We start from the raw sequence: 19922 nt of genomic DNA, 5'->3' as shown, positions 1-19922 counted from the left end.
CATCCTACGCGGATGCGTGGATTGAAATTTCGTCGCACTGTGCGGAGTCGATTCCGGATACAACGTCGCATCCTACGTGGATGCGTGGGATGAAATGAATTAAATAAGAACGCGAAGCAAGCATTTCTACTACATGATTCATGCGATCATGGAGCGAAATGCTTGTTTTTTTGCGTAGAACATATATTCGCTGACAAGATTTGTCGTTGAGAGCCTCTATAATAGAGACAATATATCTCAGAGAGGTGACAAAAAATAGCTATGAGTTCAACGGTTAGTGAGCAACAACTTCATCCGAATGTCATACCCTACTGGCGGATATACCGATTTCTGTCAATACTAAAGAAGACTGCACTGGTCAGTATTCCGATTGCCATTCATCTGTTATGGCTCCCTCAATGGAAGTGGATCATGTATGCAGCATCGGCATATCTCCTTTTTCATTGGTGCAAAGCATTATTCTATATCTTCTATGGGGTTCGATTCTCTTATGCACGAAGAAGCTATGTCCTGACTTCTGATGAAATTATAATCCGGTGGGGCAATATATGGTCTGCTCATTCATCGGTTATTCCGCTCAGCCGCGTGCTGCATGTGGTTATCGAGCAGGATGTCATTCAAAAAAAGCTTGGCATATCTGATCTGGCCATTGTGACGGCAGGTGATTCGAACTACATCTTAGGCTTGTTGGAGGAAGATACGACAAAGCTGCGGCGACAGGTCATTGAGCTCGCCAAGATAGGGGATACGGGTGCGTATGGTGAATAGACAGCATCCAATCAAGATTCTCGTTCATGTATACCGTTCCGTCCGTTACATGATTATTCCGTATACACTTATGCTGTTCAACGAGATTAAGGCAGGAACAGGACAGCAACCATACTGGGTGTATGGATTGGCGGTGGTAATCGGTGTTTCTATTTTGCTGTGGTCTATGATTACGTGGTGGAAAGACACTTATCAGATCGATGAGTCTGCACTTCTGATTCAACAAGGGGTATTCAACACGACTCATCGAACAATCCCACTGGAACGGATTACGAATATATCGATGAAGGCAACGTGGATGGATCGAATCATGGGGGCGACAACCATAGAATTGCAAACCTCTGATTCGAATGAGGAGGCGGATGCAACATTTGTACTGACAAGAGACAAGGCGGACATTCTCCTTGCTGAGATCAATCTGTCAGTGCGTAGTCACGGTCAAGCCAAGCCATCATGGGTGCTTCAGCCGAAGGATATTTTTATGAGATCCATTAGCTCGAATACGTTTTGGATGGGAGTACCCTTGTGTCTATCCATCGTTACGTATATATGGGATTGGATTGAGCCTCGTGCTGAGGGAGAAGAAGTAAGCTTGGTAGCCTTTTTCAAAAATGAAATGTGGAAAATGATACTCAACATAGATGTTATACCCGTCCTGCTCCAAGTTCTTGGAATTATTGCTTTATGTGCGTTCGCTACATGGTTGTTCTCGCTTGTCATGTTGCAAATTCGATATAATCGATGGACCGTTATCCGAGACGGCGCATATCTGCATGTGCAGTATGGCTGGCAGGAGAGAAAGTCTATTTCCCTTCATGTAGCCAAAATTCAGTCGATTCGCATCAAGGAGCATTTACTCAGTCGAGCGTTCGGCTATGTATCTATCTGGATGGATTGCGTAGGGTATGAGGGGGAACGGCGAATGAAGCTGCTTCTACCTGCGGTTCATCGTCCAGAACTGTATACTGCTATGGAGCGTTTGCTTCCTGAATTCACCTTAACGATGCCTAAGCGGAACCTGCCTTCGGGCAAGGCGATGTATTTTATTGGGCTCCCTCTCGCTATGGGGATGCTTGTTATCGGATTGGGTGCTTGTATGTCAATTTGGGCTTGGTTAGCAACGCCGTTGATAGCGGCAGTGTATTGGTCAGGTAGAAAAAGGTATGCCGGAACGTACTGGGATACTCACGGCAAACAATTTGTGCTTGCAAAGCCTGGCATCACCCGAACAACGATCTATGTCCTTAGACAAGCTATTCAATCTATCGATTATCATCAGAATAGGATTCAGCATGGATTTGGCATCTATCAGGTGGAAATCATCATCAATTCGCCGTCGAAAGCCAAGGAATACATATTTACAGGCGCAGCCGAAGGAGATATTGCGAAGTTAATTGACTGGTATAAAGGGCAGCAACGTTATTGAACATTGCTCATAAGCGCAGGTGATGACGAAATCCCCTATTTGGATAAATTGGGCAGGAAGACCTATGGACGTTGTCGAATATCCAATATTTATAGGGAATTTCAACATCTGGAGGGAAGCACAACCATGTCGGATAAAATGATTAAGGTCATGAAGATCATTATGGCGATACAGGCGAATCCAGGCATATCTGCGCTGGAGTTGGCACGCAAATGTGAAGTGTCAGATCGAACGATCTATAGATATTTACGCACACTAGACTTTGTTGCTCCGGTAACGAATGAAGGATATGGGGCAGGGTATCACTTTATCGGCAACTTTGCGCTGTATCCGCTTAATTTTACAGAGGAAGAGGAGATGGTATTTTCCATTCTTCCTTCAATGTTAGACAAGAGTAAGCTGACGCCTGAATTCGATTCGGCATACGACAAAGTCATGGCGACGCATGTGAAAGAGAAGCAGAAGCGACGGGATGCGATGGAAAGCTTTGCGAATCTCATTCAGATGGGGGCGCCTGCCTACAAGGAAGACAGTCCGAATTACCTTCTTCCGATCATGGAGGCAATTGTGGCTCAGAAGACGATTCGCGTCATTTATCATACTCAGAGTCGCAATGCGGAGAGCGAGAGGGAAGTCGACCCTTACTGTTTAGTACCACGCGAACAGCGCTTCTACTTGATTGGATTTTGCCATCGAAATGAAGAGATTCGAATGTTCCGTATGAGCCGCCTTCGCCATGTAGAGATGACGAACAGCAGCTTCGATAAAGGGGACTTCAATATTCAACAGTATATGAAGCATACTTGGTCGGTGCATCGCGGAGAAACGCTAATCACGTTCAAGGTGAAATTCCAGCCTGATGTGGCGAGATACATCAAGGAAGAAGAGATGTTCGTTCGTCCCAAGATGACGGATATGCCTGATGGGAGCTTGCTGTTCGAGGCAACCGTGAATCATGAACAGGGCTTCCTGAACTGGGTAGCACAGTATGGGCCGTCGGCGGAAATATTGGAGCCGCAGTCGATTAGGGAGAAATTCGAAGAGCAGCTGAGGTGTTGGATAGGCGTATACAATAATTAGCATGTACATACCTATAGCTGCCGTTTGCGCCATGCAGCAGATAGCGGCAAGCAAATTGTCGAGGCGGCGCAAACGATCCAGACCGCCTATTTCCGGGACAATGATCCGCAGGTGCTAGAGCGTATCGACGCTCAAGTGGCGCAGATGGAATTGTTCTGAATAGCCAACTTAAGGCGAACATTGATTTCCTAGTGAGTCACTGAGGAAATTACGAGGGCATAAGTAGTCAAACCGTAGCAAGAAATGAAGCTATCCTAAAGGTGCGTTGCACCTTTAGGATAGTTTCTATTTCCTTTACCTACATCACTATTAGTATTTAAATCCACGCCAAGTAGGCGACGAAGATAGATCATTAATATTTTAGTAGAAAAAATAGGGAGAATCAATATGCGCTTATTTACATTTCTAGCCATCATTCGTTATAATTATAAGGTACATAGATACTTTCACTAAAAGTGAAGTACATTAGATCTTGCTTTATATTAGAATTTCCTTGAGACACCTAAGCAATCACTCCATGTACAGAGCTCCTTTATTAATTTATTTAGATATTAAGACTCCATCGAGAATAGGTTTTGAGATTATTTCAGGAGGGAATTTAGTTGAGTTGGACTTTAATCCATCGTAACGGTGAACATTATGAGGGAGACTTCAGCTTACTGACTAAGACTGATCTAGTACAACTAAAAAAGAACAATGGATGGACACGTGGATTAAATTGGGGCGTATATTTACAGAAAAATGAAGAGTTCACAGCGTATAAGTTACAAGTTATTGGAGATACCCATATTCAAGGGCTAATTGCTGTAGCTATCAGAGATGGGTACGTAGAATTAGCACTTGTAGAAAAATCGAAGCACAATCGAAAGCCGGTGCAACAATTTAGAAATATTGGAGAAGTTTTATTCGCGCAAGCTTGTTTGCTCAGTGTAGAAAATAATGGAGATGGATATGTATTGCTCAGAGCGAAGACCGGCTTAATTAATCACTATATTCATTATTATCGAATGGAAGTAGTTAATAGCAGACAGCAATTGATGGCTATTCCCCCTGTTGAAGCCAAAAGGTTAATTGAGCTATACTATAGACAAAGGAGCTGATGCAATATGCACAAGTCCAAATCCTTGCAAACGGTTCGTGTTATAGGGCGGAAAGATGGTAATATCGACCCGCTCGATGATGGAATTCTGGCTGTTCCCATTCCAGCACAGCATCGTGCAGATGCTGACATTGAGATGAAGAATTATATCCAGCGTAACAAACATAATAAGTAGTCTTTGTAAAAACAATAAATTCCAGAGAAAGAGGATCGCATGTTTAATGCGTCCTCTTTTTGCGTTATGCTGAAAGTAGTGTGTTATTGCGATTGCTGTTCAAGTCTGCTGAGCATGAGCCGGTAACTTCCGTTGCCATTGTGCAGGATTCGTTTGACGCGCGAAATAATGGCCGTGCTTGCGCCAGTCTCCGCTTCGATTTCCATATACGTGTTGCCGTTCAACAGCAATTTGGCGACTTCCAACCGTTGGGACAGTGCCTGCAGTTCTTTGGGTGTCGTCAATTCCTCAAAAAAATCATAACATTCCTCAATGCTTTGCAGCTTCATTATGGCCTCCAGCAATTGCTCAATCGCCGGGTCGCCGGAACGCTTGGCACACATATCGTCGATCAACTCCAATTCGAAATGAATACCACGAATGCGCTTACGCTTTACTTTTTGACAAGAAGACGTCTATTTCCTTCTATTTGTTCAAAAAACATTCACATTCAATTCAATGAAGATACGCTCCACTTGTTTGCTTCCTCACTGCGATAGTGCGTCGATGCGGTTTATCCCCGCCGAATTCATGCGTATCAGTTCAGCCGCGGTTCTTCCGCCGTGCGTTGGAGCATGGGCGCGTTCGAGTACACTTTTGCTAGATATTGGTATCCATCATATACTCTCAGTGGAAGCAATCCATGTGAGTGTAGGAGGATGTTGAATGAAGAGACAAGAGGTTTTCGAATTAACGGAGAAAGAGATTTTCCCAATTCAAGAAATCGACTACATTGAACTTTATACAGGGAACGCAAAGCAAGCGATGCACTATTTCGTAAAAGGGTATGGATTCCGCCCTATTGCCTACTCTGGACTGGAAACCGGAAACCGGGAGCAAGTATCGTATGTAATCGAGCAGAATAAAATTCGGTTCGTACTCTCTGGCGCTCTCTCTGACGACCATCCAATTGCCGAGTTCGTCAAATTGCACGGGGACGGGGTCAAAGATGTTGCATTGCGGGTTAGTAATGTTGAAAAGGCTTACAAGGATGCGGTCTCACGCGGCGGAATTCCCATTATGGAGCCGGTCGAATATTCGGATGAGCACGGCAAGGTCAAAAAAGCGATTATAGGCACATATGGAGATACGATTCATACGCTGATCGAGCGGGACAATTACGAAGGATTGTTCCTTCCTGGCTATCAATCCATCGAAGATACCCTTCCACATCAATCGTCCGGACTGATCGGCATCGATCATGTCGTCGGCAATGTGGAACAAATGGAAGAATGGGTAGCTTACTATGAAAATGTGATGGGCTTCAAGCAAATGATTCATTTCGATGACAAGGACATCAGCACGGAATATTCGGCCTTGATGTCTAAAGTGATGCATAACGGCGGCAGAATTAAATTCCCGATCAACGAGCCAGCGACTGCCAAGCGCAAATCGCAGATTCAGGAGTATCTGGAATATTACAAAGGAGCGGGTGTACAGCATCTAGCCCTGCTGACGAACGATATTGTCTCTACGGTTACGGCGCTTCGCGAGAATGGGGTCGAGTTCCTGAGCACGCCGGACTCCTACTATGAAATGCTGACGGAACGGGTTGGAAGCATTGACGAAGATATTGCCAAGCTTCAGGGATTGAAAATTTTGGTCGATCGCGATGATGAAGGCTATTTGCTGCAAATCTTCACGAAGCCACTTGTCGATAGACCGACGTTGTTTTTCGAGATTATTCAACGCAAAGGAGCTATTGGCTTCGGCGAAGGCAATTTCAAGGCCTTGTTCGAATCGATCGAACGGGAGCAGGAGCGCCGCGGCAACTTGTAGCCCCGCGCCGCAGGAAGGAGTAGAAGCCGCATGAATATTACACCGCATGATCTGCATTGGAGAGACGCTTATAAGCTGATGATAGGCTCCATCCTGCCGCGACCGATTGCTTTTGTGTCCACGATCGATTCGAACGGTATGGCGAACCTGGCGCCGTTCAGTTTTTTCACAGCAATCTGCGCGGATCCGCTTATGATCTGCTTCGCCCCGATGCGCCGAGGGACGGACGGATGCAAGAAGGACACGCTCGTCAATATTGAAGCAACCGGCGAATTCGTGGTCAACATTGTTGGGGAACAGATTGTCGAGCCGATGAATGAGACAGCTGCTGAATTCGATCCTGAGGTGGATGAATTCCAAGTCACGGGCTTGACCCCGATCCCTAGCGAGCTCATTCGCCCCTACCGGGTTCAGGAAAGTGCCATTCACATGGAGTGCGTTCTCCATGATATCCTGCATTTCGGCGATCAGCCGGGCGCTGGCAGCCTTGTTATCGGCAAGGTCGTAATGATGCATATCAGCGACGAGCTGTATGCCGATGGCAAAATCGACATGCAGAAGCTGCTTCCGATTGGACGCATGGCCGGCCAAGTTTACACCCGTGCCGCTTCTGACACCTTCATATTGGAAAGAAAAAAGTAGTGGTATACGGAAAGCGGGAGGTTCTATGAAGTTCGTGACATTTGACACTGGAACCGGCTCGCCGCGTTCCGGTTGGCTGCGGGAAGGCTGCGTCGTCGATATGCATGAGGTCAGTGCAGGGCGGCTGCCGAGCGAATTGCTGGAATTTGTGCGCCGCCATGAGGATTATATGGAGGAGGCCGAGCGAATCGACAGCCGCCTTGGCTCAGATGCGAAGGCAATGCTCGCGCTTAAGGGCATCTATCCGGCATCCGATGTCGCCTTGCTCGCGCCGCTTCCGAAGCCGCCGAGCGTCCGCGATTTCTACGCCTTCGAAGCACATGTGATCGGGGCGAGGCGGAGACGGGGACTTGATATCATGCCGGAATGGTACCAGTTCCCGGTGTTTTATTTTAGCAACCATCAGGCCATTGTAGGCCCGAACGCGCTTATCCGCAAACCGACCGCCACCTCCGCTCTGGATTACGAGCTGGAGGTGGCCTGCGTCATCGGCAAGGAAGGACGCGATATTACTGCCGAAGAGGCTGATTCCTATATATTCGGCTATTGCATCATGAACGACTGGAGTGCGCGCGATATCCAGAGGGAGGAAGTGAAGGTCGGCCTCGGCCCGGCCAAGGGCAAGGATTTTGCCACCTCGCTCGGACCCTATCTGGTCACCAAGGACGAGCTGGAACGGTATCGTACAGGTGAGCGCCATGACTTGGAGATGACGGCTCGCGTCAATGGTGCCGAGTTGTCAAGAGGGAATATGCGCGACCTCCACTATACGTTCGGGAACATGCTCGCGCGGGCATCGTCAGACGTCACTTTGTATCCTGGGGATATTATTGGATCGGGTACGGTCGGAACCGGCTGCCTTCTCGAACTGGGGCCGGAGGTTCACCGCTGGCTGGAGCCCGGCGATGTCGTCGAATTAGAGGTCACGGGACTTGGCTTGCTGCGTAATACCATCGGTTAGGCGAAGAAGCCGCTCAACCGGTATTGAATTGGAAAGAGGAGGATTCGTGTTATGGCCTATTACCGCCGCATGGGAGACATCCCTGGAAAGAGGCATACGATGTTCCGCAAGCCGGACGGCACCCTGTACCGTGAGCAAGTGATGGGAACGAAGGGGTTCTCCGGCATTCAGTCGATCTTGTATCACCATTATCCGCCGACGGCTATCAGCAAGGCGGAAGTGCATGCCGTCTTCGATATTGAGTTCGAAGAGCAGGGGGCGCTTCGCCACCGTCATCTATTGACTGGCGATTGCATGGATGCGGACGACGCTGTCGCTGGCAGACGCTATATGCTTGGCAATGAGGATCTGCTTATCGCGACTGCGAACGTCGATCAGCCGATGGATTATTTCTACCGGAACGGGGACGGGGATGAACTGTTGTTCGTACATGAAGGAGAGGGTGCCGTGGAGACGATGTTCGGCACGCTCCATTACCGTCCAGGGGATTATATAAACATACCGATCGGCACGATCTATCGCGTCATACCGGAGCTGGGGGGCGGACGTACAAAGCTCCTGGTCGTGGAAACGAACAGTTGGATTACAACGCCGAAGCGCTATCGCAACCCGCATGGCCAGCTTTTGGAGCATAGTCCGTTCTGCGAACGGGATTTCCGCGGGCCGGATAAGCTGGAGACTTACGCTCAGGTTGGTGAATTCGAAGTAAGAACGAAGTCTAGGGGATATATCCATCTGCATATATTCAACCATCATCCTTTTGATGTTGTAGGCTGGGATGGGTATTTGTACCCGTGGATTTTCAATATTGCCGATTTCGAGCCAATAACGGGCCGCATTCATATGCCGCCGCCGATTCACCAGACCTTCGAGGGGAATAACTTTGTCATTTGCTCCTTCGTGCCTCGATTATACGATTATCATCCCGATGGAATTCCTGCCCCCTATTTCCACAGCAATGTAGACAGCGACGAGGTGCTCTATTATGTCAGGGGCAACTTCATGAGCCGCAAGGGAGTGAAGGAAGGTTCCATTACCTTGCATCCATCAGGCATCCCGCACGGACCGCATCCTGGCAAGATCGAAGACAGCATCGGCAAAAAGGAAACGACAGAGCTTGCGGTCATGATCGACACGTTCCGTCCGCTGCGCGTTGTCAAGCAAGCTCTGTCCTACGAGGATAGTCAATACATGTACAGCTGGTGCGCGGGTTCGCCGGAAGCGTCGCGAACCGTGTAGGTGTGTGCATGAGGTGTAAGATACGCTGATGAAAGGAGCGCATCGCATGAAGGATAGGAAAGTCGTGCATTCCGCCGCTGAGGCGATAAAGGGAATTCAGGACGGCGCTACCTTGATCGTAGGTGGATTCGGCCTATGCGGGATCCCCGAGCTGGCTATTGCGGCGCTGAGAGACAGCGGTGTAAAAAATCTGACCGTTGTGAGCAACAATTGCGGCGTGGATGATTGGGGGCTCGGTCTCCTGCTCGCGAACCGCCAGATTAAGAAGATGATCTCCTCATATGTTGGGGAGAACAAAATATTCGAACGCCAGCTTCTGAACGGTGAGCTGGAGGTTGAGCTCGTTCCGCAGGGCACACTGGCTGAGCGCATTCGCGCAGGCGGAGCCGGTATCCCTGCCTTCTATACGGCTACCGGTGTCGGCACGCCGATAGCGGAAGGCAAGGAGCTTAAAGAATTCAATGGCCGCACATACCTGATGGAAGAGGCGATTGTCGGCGATTTTGCGTTCGTGAAGGCGTGGAAGGGGGATACGCTCGGAAATCTGATCTACCGGAAGACAGCCCAGAACTTCAATCCGCTGGCAGCAGCAGCAGGGAAAATTACGATTGCCGAGGTGGAGGAGCTGGTCGAGCCGGGACAATTGGATCCGAATCATATTCATACGCCTGGTATCTATGTGCAGCGGATACTTCACGGAACCGGATATGAAAAGCGGGTGGAACGGCGCGTTGTCCAGTCGGCGGCGCAGCAAGGAACGGAGGGATTCGCATGAGTGATGCACGTCAAGCCATCGTGCGGCGAGCAGTGCTGGAGATTGCGGATGGGATGACAGTCAATCTCGGCATCGGCATGCCGACCCTCATTGCAGGAATCATTCCGCCAGAGTTCGATGTGATGCTCCATTCGGAGAACGGCCTGCTCGGCATCGGGCCATACCCATTGGAGGGGAGCGAGGATCCGGATCTGATTAACGCAGGCAAGGAGACGGTAAGCGCTGTGGAAGGGGCGTCCTACTTCGACAGTGCCGAATCGTTCGCCATGATCCGCGGTGGTCATATCGATCTTGCCATTCTGGGCGGGATGGAAGTATCGGAGCAGGGTGATCTGCGAATTGGATGATTCCCGGCAAAATGATTAAAGGCATGGGAGGCGCCATGGATCTGGTGAACGGCGCCCGGCGCATCGTCGTCATTATGGAGCATGTGAATAAGCATGGTGAATCTAAAATCAAGCGCGAGTGCAGTTTGCCGCTGACGGGCAAACGAGTCGTCGACCGGTTAATTACCGATTTGGCCGTATTTGATTTTACCGAAGAAGGCATGGTCTTGATCGAGACACAGCAAGGAGCTGACGTAGAAGAGATTCGTCACAAAACCGAGGCGACGTTCCGAGTTAGCCCAGCATTGAACGCGGCGAACGCAACGCCTCGGGCATCGGAGTAAAGGGTTAAGGGGGAGCGTGTATGCAAGTGTCTGTCAAGATCTCGACGAGAAAAGAAATCGAGCCGCTCGGCGTGTACGTGCCGGGAAAACCGATTGAAGAGGTAAAAAGGGAGTTCGGCCTTACGGAGATCATCAAGCTCGCGTCCAATGAAAATCCGTACGGCTGTTCGGAATTGGCCGCCCAGGCTATTGTACGCGAAATGGAGAAGTGCGCCTTGTATCCGGAAGGAACCGCTCCCGAATTGGCGGCGAAGCTGTCAGCTCATCTGGGCGTGGAGCCTGAATATTTCATTGTCGGCAATGGTTCCGACGAAATTATCCGTTTACTAACGCGGAGTTATATCGCCGCAGGGGACGAGGCGATCATGGCCGATGTCACATTCCCTCGTTACGATACGAACGTTCGTATAGAGGGAGGCGTTCCCGTTGCGGTGCCGCTCATCGAGGGCGTTCATGATCTGGACGGCATGTTGAAGGCGATCGGCAGCAGGACGAAGATGATCTTCATATGCAACCCGAACAATCCAACAGGGACAATTGTAGGGCGAAGCGAACTGCTTGCCTTCATCGAGCAGGTACCGCGTCATATTTTGCTGGTCATCGACGAGGCATATTACGAGTATGTGTCCGACCCGGACAACTTACAGACCATACCTCTGCTTGCCAGCTATCCCAATCTGGTCATCTTGCGCACGTTCTCTAAGATTTATGGCTTGGCTGCGCTGCGAGCAGGCTACGGTATGATGCATCCGAGCATCGTGCAGGAGCTGATCAAGGTAAAGGAACCGTTCAATTCGAATCGGATGGCGCAAGCTGCGGCTCTTGCCTCACTGGACGATACGACGTTCGCCGAAGATTGCGCCCGGCGGAATGAGGCGGAAAGAACCAAGCTCGTTGCGGAATTGAAGCAGTTGGGTCTGTCCTGCTATCCATCGCACGCCAACTTCCTGATGGTGAAGCTGAATTGTTCTGGTGACGACGTATTCCGCTCATTACTGGAGCGGGGTGTGGTGGTGCGCGCGGGCAGTTTGCTTGGCTATCCGGATACGATTCGTGTATCCATAGGAACGGAGCAGGAAAATCAAGTGTTCATCGAGGCGCTGCGGCATATTCTCTGTCCTTGCGTCAAATCGGTTTGAACCAATCGCGCGCTTCTTTATTGCTGACCTATGTTCGTAAAGTTGCATTGAGATATAACGAACTATGTTTGCATAGCGATGACTTGAATGATTATCTATTGCACTTAGTAACTATCGATGGTTATCAGTAAATATCAATGTCTATCGGTGACTATCAGTCACTATCAGTGACTAAATAATGCATTGCAGATGGGGGTGTCGATCTGTCTGACGTTGTAATTGCAAGCGCTGTGCGAACGCCGATCGGCGCGTTCATGGGCGGATTGAGCACAATACCGGCTGTTGAACTGGGAGCGCGGGTTATCACAGAAGCACTGGGGCGAGCCGGGGTACAGCCGGGATCGGTGCACGAAGTGATCATGGGCAATGTGCTGCAGGCGGGCAGCGGCCAAGGGCCAGCACGTCTGGCCGCAATAAAGGCAGGGCGTTCCTGCGAGGTTCCGGCCGTAACGATTAACAAAATATGCGGCTCGGGTTTGAAGGCGGTCATCATGGCTGCGCAGGCCATCAAGGCTGATGATGCAGATCTTATTATCGCGGGCGGCATGGAAAATATGTCACTAGCGCCTTATTTGCTGGCGCAAGGCAGAACGGGATACCGGCTTGGGAATGGGGTAATTGAGGACAGCATCCTCAAAGACGGACTTACCTGCTCAATATGTGACATTCATATGGGCAAAACTGCGGAAAATATTGCGGCGAAATATGGCATTGCGCGAGAAGAGCAAGATGCCTTCGCTCTGACGAGTCAACAGCGGGCTCGCGAGGCATGGGAGCGCAGCGAGTTCTCCGCTGAAATCGTGCCGGTGGAGATTCGAACCAAGAAGGGGCTGGCGACGATTGAAGCCGATGAGCATTTCCGTCCTGATGTGACGGCTGCTGCCCTGGCCCGACTCAAGCCTGCATTCCAGGCAGACGGCACGGTAACAGCCGGAAATGCTTCCGGCATTAACGATGGGGCGGCAGCGCTAGTTGTCTGCTCCGGGCGTATGGCGAAGCAGCTTGGGCTGTCCGTGCTGGCGCGCGTCCGCGGCTATGCCTACACCGGCGTGGATCCAGCCTTTATGGGCATGGGCCCTGTATCAGCCGCGCAGGCGGCGGTAAAGAAGGCGGGCATGTCGCTTGCGGATATTGACCTGGCGGAAATAAATGAAGCTTTTGCCGCCCAATCGATTGCCGTCATCGGTGAGCTCGGGATCGATCCAGCGATCGTCAATGTGAACGGCGGCGCCATTGCACTCGGGCATCCGATTGGCGCCAGCGGCGCGCGTATCCTCGTGACGCTGTTGCATGCCATGAAGCGCAGGCAAGCAGCCACTGGGCTCGCCACCTTGTGTGTCGGCGGCGGCCACGGCGTCGCTGTCATCGTCGAGCAAGTGTAACCTTTCCATTACGTAGCACCTCTGATTCCCATTGAGTCGGAGGTGTTGTCGTCTGATAGAGCTAAGGAAGAATAAACATGAATGAAGTCGTGAAGGGTCTAAGATGATATGGCTTTATCCTGTATCCGATGATGTGGACAAAATGGCTCCATCTTGGTCAAGTTTAAATGTGAAATATTGTATAATGATAAAAGGCAGTATATTTCAATCAGTATATTTCAAAGAAAAAAGGAGGAAAAGCATGAAGCAAACCCCATCAGTTGAAGCTTTGTTTAAACCTTTCTCGATTGGCCCACTAGAGCTGAGTAATCGCATTGTCATGGCGCCTATGACGCGCATGTTCTCTCCAGAGGGTATTCCAGGGGAGAATGTGGAGGCGTACTATAGACGTCGTGCAGAGAATGGTGTTGGGCTTATTATAACGGAAGGTACAGTCATTAATCATCCTGCTTCCTCATCACACCCAAATATTCCGAGATTTTATGGAGAAGACGCCCTAGATGGTTGGTCTAGGATCGTTCAGTCGGTACATAAGGCGGGGGGAAGAATCATTCCACAGCTATGGCATGTCGGAACCCAGCGCGCAGTTGGGCAAGCGCCGAATCCAGAGGCTTTGCCTATTGGACCATCGGGTATAACAGCTGATGGCTTGAAGGTAAATGAACCGATGACGAAGAACGAAATTGACATGGTAGTGGATGCATTTGCTCAAGGTGCTGCAGATGCGCAAAGAATTGGCTTTGACGGTATTGAGCTCCATGGGGCGCATGGCTATCTTATCGACCAATTTTTCTGGGAACAAACGAATCAACGAAAGGACGAGTATGGAGGCGGGATCGCAGAACGGACGCGTTTTGCAGTTGAGATTGTGAAAGCTTGCAGAGATGCTGTTGGCCCAGACTTCCCGATCATATTCCGTTTCTCCCAATGGAAAAGAAGACCCTTTACGGCTAAATTGGCTTATACATCCGAAGAGTTGGCTCAATTTTTATCTCCGTTGGTAGATGCCGGGGTAGATGTATTTCATTGCTCAACTCGTCGTTTTTGGGAACCCGAATTCGAAGGCTCTTCTCTTAATTTGGCTGGATGGACGAAGAAGATTACAGGCAAACCCGTAATAACTGTAGGCTCTGTAGGACTAGACAGTGAATTTTTAAGTTTCTTTGCGGAGGGTAAAGGGGCTCAGAATGTAAGCATTGACGGGTTGATTGAGAGACTTGAGCAAGATGAGTTTGATTTGGTAGCAGTGGGCCGGGCTTTGCTCGTCGATCCCGCGTGGGCTGCAAAAATACGCGACGGAAAAGTGGATGAGTTGATTCCATTTACAAAGGAAGCGTCAACTGTTTTATTCTAAAATGTTGGTTTACCTCGTTTAAAGAAACAGCTGTTGGAGGCATTCCTCCACGTTGACGGTTATTGTGATTACTTGTATAATTTTGGATAACATGAATGTCAATGAAAAGAGGGTTATTTCTTGTCTCCACGTACGAAGGAACAGAACGAAGGAATTCGAAAACAGCGAAAACAAGAAATTTTGCAAGCAGCCATACTTGTGTATGCAGATAAAGGATATTCAGCTACCGAGGTTGGTGATATCGCTGCAAAGGCTGGTCTGGCACGCGGTTTGGTATACCATTACTTTGAGAACAAGCAAACCTTGTTCCGTGAATTGTATGAGCATATGATGGGCAAGACCAAGCAGACGACGATTTCTCATTTCGGGCAGGAAGGATCTGCGCTAGAATTGCTTAATGAGTATGCAGGGTTGGTTTGTAGACAAGTTATGGAAGAGCCAGCAGTAGCGCGTTACTATATGCGTATCAGTCTGGATATTCATTTCTTGTATACGGAAGATCAATTCTCTTCCTTTGAATGGGTGAAGGATTTCATTCAGCCAATGACGCTTACTATTGAGAAGGGCATGCAGGAAGGGACAATTCGTCAGGGAAGTGCAGGCCTTATGGCTATGCAATTCTGGGGAGCCATATCGCAGGGTATGAACTATCTGGGCCAATTACAACAAGAGCTTCATGAGAAAGTGACTTCTGAACAAGAGATAAAAGAGCGATTAGCGGCTGTACTGGAGCAAGTATCGGAAACAGCATTAGCTATCCTCAGACCGGAATAATTTTTTTTGACTTTAAAATTGACATTCATGTAAGTCAAAAAAAGAGAGGTGTTTACATGGCATTAGTGACGATGAAGCAAGCGGAATTTGATGCGCTGAGCGACGAGAGATTGGGATGGGCATGTGTGGAATCAACGCTTTTAGGCATTAGAGGGAAAGATGCTGCAGCTAAGACACAGGTTATCGCTAATTTGAACAGGAGCCAACAGGCATTATGCATGTTCAGAGTATTTTATGATCATGCCAAAAATTCAGCAAGCGAGTATTATTCTTGGGTAGCTTATTTGCTTCAAATGCCGGGGTATTGGGCAGGAGTAGTAGGAGGGCTGCGTTTTTTCGATGACCAAAGCATGATGCAGTTGCTTGAAGAGACCAAGCAGATTATTGAGGAGCGGAACAGCCGACTTCATATACAAATGGAGGCAGCTTCTTTTAAGGATCTGGAAGAAGATAACGAACTGTCCCATGCCGTAAATCGTTTGTACGAAAGGTTTCAGGAAATGGTTCCTGCTAGTTTGAAACGAATCAGCTCATTTATTCGAACGAATCATCAAGATTTTGTTGTACTTGAGAAGTAACCCGGTTGCGTGGCAAGCTAAGCCTACAATATTTTTCCGCATCTAGATACGACCGTATCGAGTTCCCAATAGGCAAAACTATCTAGTCGTTGGCTGTTTGCAAGACACTAGACACCCACTGATAAATCATCTTGAAGATGCGCACTACTAATAATGATAAATTGTGAATAGCCCTGTTGGTTTATTCTGTACAAATGGTGTCGCGAAGACTTCCATTTTTACACAAAAGCCAACAGGGCTTTATTTCTAGTGTCTTACTTCGTATTAGAATTAGCCATCTAATCGCAGTCATTCTTCCGATGATGCGGACATAATGCTTCCATCATGGCTATGGTTTCCTTGTCCAGATCTTCATTACGGTTCAAAAGCCCATTCGTCACGATTTCAAATTTCTCTTCTTTCATATTTTGTCCGAATTTATACTTGGCTGATAACTCATGCACGTTAATGCGGACAACGGAGGTGCTTTTGATCTGACCCGTATAGTCTGGATCAACTGGATCAATCGGAGCATAACCGCCTTCAGGTTGAAGCTTCTGCATAAAGGCGGTCAATGCTTCCGCCTTCTCTGTTAGATCCGACACCTTTTCCGCATGGCCTTTGATCAGAACCGATTTGAAGAATGCTGTTGCAGGGCAGGCCAGCTTCGCTTCAGTGAAATAGGAGGGAATGATTGCGTACTCCTTCGCCACAGAGAATGTAACACGCTGATCTACCTTGATGTTCTTCATCTTGCGTCCTGATACGCTGCCGTGAAAATAAATAAAGCCGTTGTGATATACAAAATTAAGCGGGGTAAGCTCTGGCCATCCATCCTCATTGATCGTCCCGAGAATGCCAAAGCTCATTTCTTGCATAAATTGCTCGGTTTCCACTGTGTCCATGACTTCGAATTCTTTTCTTCGCATTAACAACGACCTCCTCCGATTACTCCATTCGATCTTGTTTGTGTAGTAATCAGCTTACCTTATGAATTGACAATGAAAAAGATCCAATTTAGATTAGTTTTACTAGACCATTTGTCACGGAGGATGAGTTTATGCAATTCCACATCCCTTACCATTCCTATCTGGAACAATATCCATCTAAACGCCTCGCACTGTATCATGCCATCCGAGATTCCATTGCCTCACAAGTATTTGTAAAGGATACAAGACTGCCATCGAGCCGGGAAATGGCTGCCCTATTCGGGCTATCTCGGGGAACTGTCAATGAGGTGTACGATATGTTGTCTGCTGAAGGTTATATTTCAAGCGGGGTGGGAAAGGGAACCTTTGTTGCGTTCCAGCCCTCAACCAAGAGAGGAACTGATACTCCCTGTCAAGAGCTGAACGTATTGTCCGACTGGGGGATGCGTCTGAAGGAGATCGAGGAACGGCGAGATGAAAATAGCGGAATGCGCATCAAGGCCGGCTTGAGAGTAGCGAATTTCAAAGAGTTCGGTCCTGGTACACAATGGTTTCCAGATAAAGAGTGGAATCGCAGCTTGTATGCGCAGGCCAGATTGCTGCACAGTAGTGACCGAATGAACCGATTGGTGTCCACATTAGGCGATGATAGGCTTAGAGACAGTATTGCCCAATATATAAGACGAGCACGGGGCATAGCTGCTGAGCCGAGTCAGGTTATTGTGTTCAATGGTTCGAAGCAGGCACTCGCTTTGACGGCACAGTTGTTCATTAATCCTGGGGATCGCGTAGTTGTTGAGAATCCGGGATATACGGGAGCAATACATATCTTCCAGACGCTAGGGGCGAGCTGTGTTCATGCACCTATTGATGGACAGGGAATAATACCGCATGATTGGCAGGCTAAGCTGCTTCTTGTGACGCCTAACCGCCAGTTTCCGACAGGGGCTGTGTTGACAATGGAGCGCCGTCAGCAACTGCTCGCTTGGGCTTCGGAGAACAATGCGCTCATTCTAGAAGACGATTATGACAGCGTGTTCCGTCATCGGGGCAAATCGCTGGAGCCGTTGAAAGTGTTAGATAGTGAGGGTCGAGTCATCTATATCGGAAGCTTCAGCAACACGCTGCTCCCACATATACGCATCGGTTATGCGGTTGTGCCGACATCGCTCGTCTCCGTGTTCGCTAAAGCGAAGGGGGTATTCGAGCCGAATCCGAGCAACTTGCTGGAGCAGCGCACGTTGGCTTCTTGGATGCACAATGGCCAATATGAACGGCATCTACGAAGAATGAAGCGGGTGTATGGGAAGAAGTTCAAGCTGCTGCAGGATCTGTTGACGGCACATGTATCGCACTTGTTCCATTGGATCGAAGCGGATGCCGGATTAAGCATTTTCGGATGGTGGCGAGGCAGCATAGAGCAATATGTCACGTTTCGTACAAAGTGCTCGGAAGAAGGCATTTACTGGTCTGATACCTGCATTCAGGAAGAAACTGGTGAAGGTGTGAATCAGTATGGTGCGTACTTTTATTTCCCTCGAATGTCTGAAGACGACATAATTTATGGGGTTATGAAGATGAAGGAGGTTTGGGCGAGTTTGGTGGTGGAAGGATGAAGGCAAGTGAAGTGTCAGTTTAGCAGACAGAATAGATAGCGCAAAGTATTGAGGAGAACGAACAGATTGTCTTCCCTTGTGTGCGAATCGAATTTTACGCTTTCCGGGTTACACGGTCTTAGATCGGATTCACCCTGCATACAGTGCAAGGAGGGAGCGTGATCCAATGATCGAGAATGAGAAGATAAAGAGATATTATAAGCTGAAGCAGCAGCAAAAGGAAATTGAGGATGAGCTGTCGGCGCTGCGAAGCGATATTATTCAATACTGTGAAGAGCAGGGAGAGTCAGAGATAGACGTAGGCAATTTCCATGTGAGGCTGGTTCAGCAACAGTATAGACAATATGATGATGTCAAGCTGTATGCGGCTCTGCCTGACCCGGAAGTATGGCGCTTGCTGTCCAAGCCGGATACTGCGAAGATAAAGAGCTTGATACAACTGGGTGTCATTTCAGATGAGAGCATTTCAGACACGTACAGCGTGCATCCGAAGGTATTGCTTCATGTGGATAAAAAGTAATTGATTTCGGGAAAATCGAAGTAGAGGGCATCGGCAAAGCAAGGATACTGTCGATGTCTTTTTGCTGTATGGAGCAAACGATGCTCATGGAGGGAATGTATATGAAAATCGAAATTTATTTATTTTTCAGGAAACATTTTACATATATTCAACGTATAAGAAGAAACGAAATATATGAGCGTCATCGATAGAGTGGACAACATGGAGAAGGTTAGTAGGTTGCTAGATTTGCAATCAGCATTCGGGATGTTCTTCATTTACACACCGATTATGCGAGGTGATTCATAATGTGTTATCTTCACTTCCCCCATGATCTTCAAATGCTTGAGAAAATCGAACGACTTAAAAAGCAACTTATTTCGATTGTCAATGAAAAGAACGATTTCAAAGATGATGAGGTTGTGAGGATTAGTCAGGAATTAGATGTGTATTTGCTAGATTATCAAAAAAAACGATTGTTCGCTTCTACTTCTACCTCTGCTGTACCTGCTCAGAAGCAGAGGAAAGAGTCGATGGCGGAGTAGTACGTACATCCTCAAACTGCTGTCGAAGTGCGCAGATTGCTGCGCAATTGTATGCTTGAATCGTGACTCAGGATCATGAATAGGGATCGCCTGCTGGAATTCCCACACTTGCGGATAGTTATTTTCCCCGTAATATCCTTCTAACATAGTGAACGACTCAAAGTGATAATGGCCCTCCCAATCTCCAATCGGTTGGAATGCGTTATCTTTTGTCGTGCTTAAACCTGCTTCCCGATATCCGATGATAATCGCTTGCCGAACATCTTCGTCACAGAAGAACACAAAATCAATATCCGAATATTGATCGCAATTGCCACGGGATACACTGCCCTTCACGACAAGTGAACATTGATTCCAGTAGTGAGAGAGGACAGGGTGTCTGGATAGCTCATTGGCATGTATATAGGCTTGCTGCAATAGCTCTTTGCTCTTGTCATTCATAGATGGACCTTCTCTCAATCTAGTAGTGTAAAG

At 48.3% G+C, this 19922-nt stretch carries 21 protein-coding genes and 1 pseudogene; 19 read left to right on the top strand and 3 right to left on the bottom strand.

Annotated elements, in window-relative coordinates; genetic code table 11:
• The first annotated feature begins 261 nt into the window (after positions 1–261).
• From BBG47_RS19910 to BBG47_RS30035, 5 genes are all read left to right on the top strand, one after another.
• Positions 262–768: a PH domain-containing protein gene (locus BBG47_RS19910; protein WP_065293165.1), complete on the top strand. Its 507-nt coding sequence runs from the start codon at positions 262–264 to the stop codon at positions 766–768.
• On the top strand, positions 758–2194 hold the full coding sequence (locus BBG47_RS19905; RefSeq protein ID WP_065293164.1) for a PH domain-containing protein: 1437 nt from the start codon (positions 758–760) through the stop codon (positions 2192–2194). The genes BBG47_RS19910 and BBG47_RS19905 overlap by 11 nt, the downstream gene beginning before the upstream one ends.
• A 126-nt stretch (positions 2195–2320) precedes the next feature.
• A complete protein-coding gene (locus tag BBG47_RS19900) occupies positions 2321–3274 on the top strand; it encodes a helix-turn-helix transcriptional regulator (protein WP_065293163.1) in 954 nt (317 codons plus the stop codon).
• Between the two features lie 602 nt (positions 3275–3876).
• Positions 3877–4374: a hypothetical protein gene (locus BBG47_RS19895; RefSeq protein ID WP_065293162.1), complete on the top strand. Its 498-nt coding sequence runs from the start codon at positions 3877–3879 to the stop codon at positions 4372–4374.
• Between the two features lie 6 nt (positions 4375–4380).
• Entirely contained in the window at positions 4381–4548 is a 168-nt protein-coding gene (locus tag BBG47_RS30035; RefSeq protein WP_175400589.1) for a hypothetical protein, read from the top strand.
• Between the two features lie 83 nt (positions 4549–4631).
• On the opposite strand, the gene BBG47_RS19890 is transcribed toward BBG47_RS30035, so the two are convergent.
• Positions 4632–4931: a YerC/YecD family TrpR-related protein gene (locus BBG47_RS19890; RefSeq protein ID WP_065293161.1), complete on the bottom strand. Its 300-nt coding sequence runs from the start codon at positions 4929–4931 to the stop codon at positions 4632–4634.
• A gap of 322 nt (positions 4932–5253) precedes the next feature.
• Between BBG47_RS19890 and hppD the strand changes: the two genes are divergently transcribed.
• The 11 genes and pseudogenes from hppD (at position 5254) to BBG47_RS19835 (ending at position 15880) form a co-directional block, all read left to right on the top strand.
• Entirely contained in the window at positions 5254–6366 is a 1113-nt protein-coding gene (hppD, locus tag BBG47_RS19885; protein WP_065293160.1) for a 4-hydroxyphenylpyruvate dioxygenase, read from the top strand.
• Positions 6367–6396: 30 nt separating this feature from the next.
• Complete coding sequence (locus BBG47_RS19880; RefSeq protein WP_065293159.1) at positions 6397–7008, top strand: flavin reductase family protein; 612 nt, start codon at positions 6397–6399, stop codon at positions 7006–7008.
• Positions 7009–7033: 25 nt separating this feature from the next.
• Positions 7034–7969: a fumarylacetoacetate hydrolase family protein gene (locus BBG47_RS19875; protein ID WP_065293158.1), complete on the top strand. Its 936-nt coding sequence runs from the start codon at positions 7034–7036 to the stop codon at positions 7967–7969.
• Positions 7970–8020: 51 nt separating this feature from the next.
• Positions 8021–9208: a homogentisate 1,2-dioxygenase gene (locus BBG47_RS19870; protein ID WP_065293157.1), complete on the top strand. Its 1188-nt coding sequence runs from the start codon at positions 8021–8023 to the stop codon at positions 9206–9208.
• A 46-nt stretch (positions 9209–9254) separates the two neighbouring features.
• Complete coding sequence (locus tag BBG47_RS19865; RefSeq protein WP_065293168.1) at positions 9255–9983, top strand: CoA transferase subunit A; 729 nt, start codon at positions 9255–9257, stop codon at positions 9981–9983.
• A pseudogene (locus tag BBG47_RS19860) lies at positions 9980–10653 on the top strand (3-oxoacid CoA-transferase subunit B). Before BBG47_RS19865 ends, BBG47_RS19860 begins: the two are co-directional and overlap by 4 nt.
• Positions 10654–10673: 20 nt before the next feature.
• Entirely contained in the window at positions 10674–11792 is a 1119-nt protein-coding gene (gene hisC, locus BBG47_RS19855) for a histidinol-phosphate transaminase (RefSeq protein WP_065293156.1), read from the top strand.
• A 203-nt stretch (positions 11793–11995) separates the two neighbouring features.
• On the top strand, positions 11996–13174 hold the full coding sequence (locus BBG47_RS19850) for an acetyl-CoA C-acetyltransferase (RefSeq protein ID WP_065293155.1): 1179 nt from the start codon (positions 11996–11998) through the stop codon (positions 13172–13174).
• A gap of 241 nt (positions 13175–13415) precedes the next feature.
• A complete protein-coding gene (locus tag BBG47_RS19845; RefSeq protein WP_065293154.1) occupies positions 13416–14528 on the top strand; it encodes an NADH:flavin oxidoreductase in 1113 nt (370 codons plus the stop codon).
• Positions 14529–14648: 120 nt separating this feature from the next.
• A complete protein-coding gene (locus tag BBG47_RS19840; protein WP_065293153.1) occupies positions 14649–15302 on the top strand; it encodes a TetR/AcrR family transcriptional regulator in 654 nt (217 codons plus the stop codon).
• A 56-nt stretch (positions 15303–15358) separates the two neighbouring features.
• Positions 15359–15880, top strand: a complete 522-nt coding sequence (locus tag BBG47_RS19835; RefSeq protein ID WP_065293152.1) for a hypothetical protein — start codon at positions 15359–15361, stop codon at positions 15878–15880.
• Positions 15881–16158: 278 nt separating this feature from the next.
• Here the strand turns inward: BBG47_RS19835 and BBG47_RS19830 are convergent, their stop codons facing one another.
• Positions 16159–16788 carry a pyridoxamine 5'-phosphate oxidase family protein gene (locus BBG47_RS19830; protein WP_065293151.1) on the bottom strand — a complete coding sequence of 210 codons (630 nt, stop codon included), beginning with the start codon at positions 16786–16788 and terminating at the stop codon, positions 16159–16161.
• Positions 16789–16919: 131 nt separating this feature from the next.
• Between BBG47_RS19830 and pdxR the strand changes: the two genes are divergently transcribed.
• From pdxR to BBG47_RS29070, 3 genes are all read left to right on the top strand, one after another.
• Complete coding sequence (gene pdxR / locus BBG47_RS19825; RefSeq protein ID WP_065293150.1) at positions 16920–18404, top strand: MocR-like pyridoxine biosynthesis transcription factor PdxR; 1485 nt, start codon at positions 16920–16922, stop codon at positions 18402–18404.
• Between the two features lie 166 nt (positions 18405–18570).
• Positions 18571–18924, top strand: a complete 354-nt coding sequence (locus BBG47_RS19820) for a hypothetical protein (RefSeq protein WP_065293149.1) — start codon at positions 18571–18573, stop codon at positions 18922–18924.
• Positions 18925–19211: 287 nt separating this feature from the next.
• Entirely contained in the window at positions 19212–19448 is a 237-nt protein-coding gene (locus BBG47_RS29070) for an aspartyl-phosphate phosphatase Spo0E family protein (protein ID WP_083189480.1), read from the top strand.
• On the opposite strand, the gene BBG47_RS30030 is transcribed toward BBG47_RS29070, so the two are convergent.
• Entirely contained in the window at positions 19359–19889 is a 531-nt protein-coding gene (locus tag BBG47_RS30030; RefSeq protein ID WP_065293148.1) for a nucleotidyltransferase domain-containing protein, read from the bottom strand. The two genes, BBG47_RS29070 and BBG47_RS30030, sit on opposite strands and share 90 nt — an antisense overlap.
• Positions 19890–19922: the final 33 nt, after the last annotated feature.

The sequence above is a fragment of the Paenibacillus sp. KS1 genome (genome assembly GCF_001680695.1).
In the GTDB taxonomy this organism is placed as follows: domain Bacteria; phylum Bacillota; class Bacilli; order Paenibacillales; family Paenibacillaceae; genus Paenibacillus_B; species Paenibacillus_B suaedae.
This window is presented reverse-complemented; position numbering and strand designations above follow the sequence as displayed.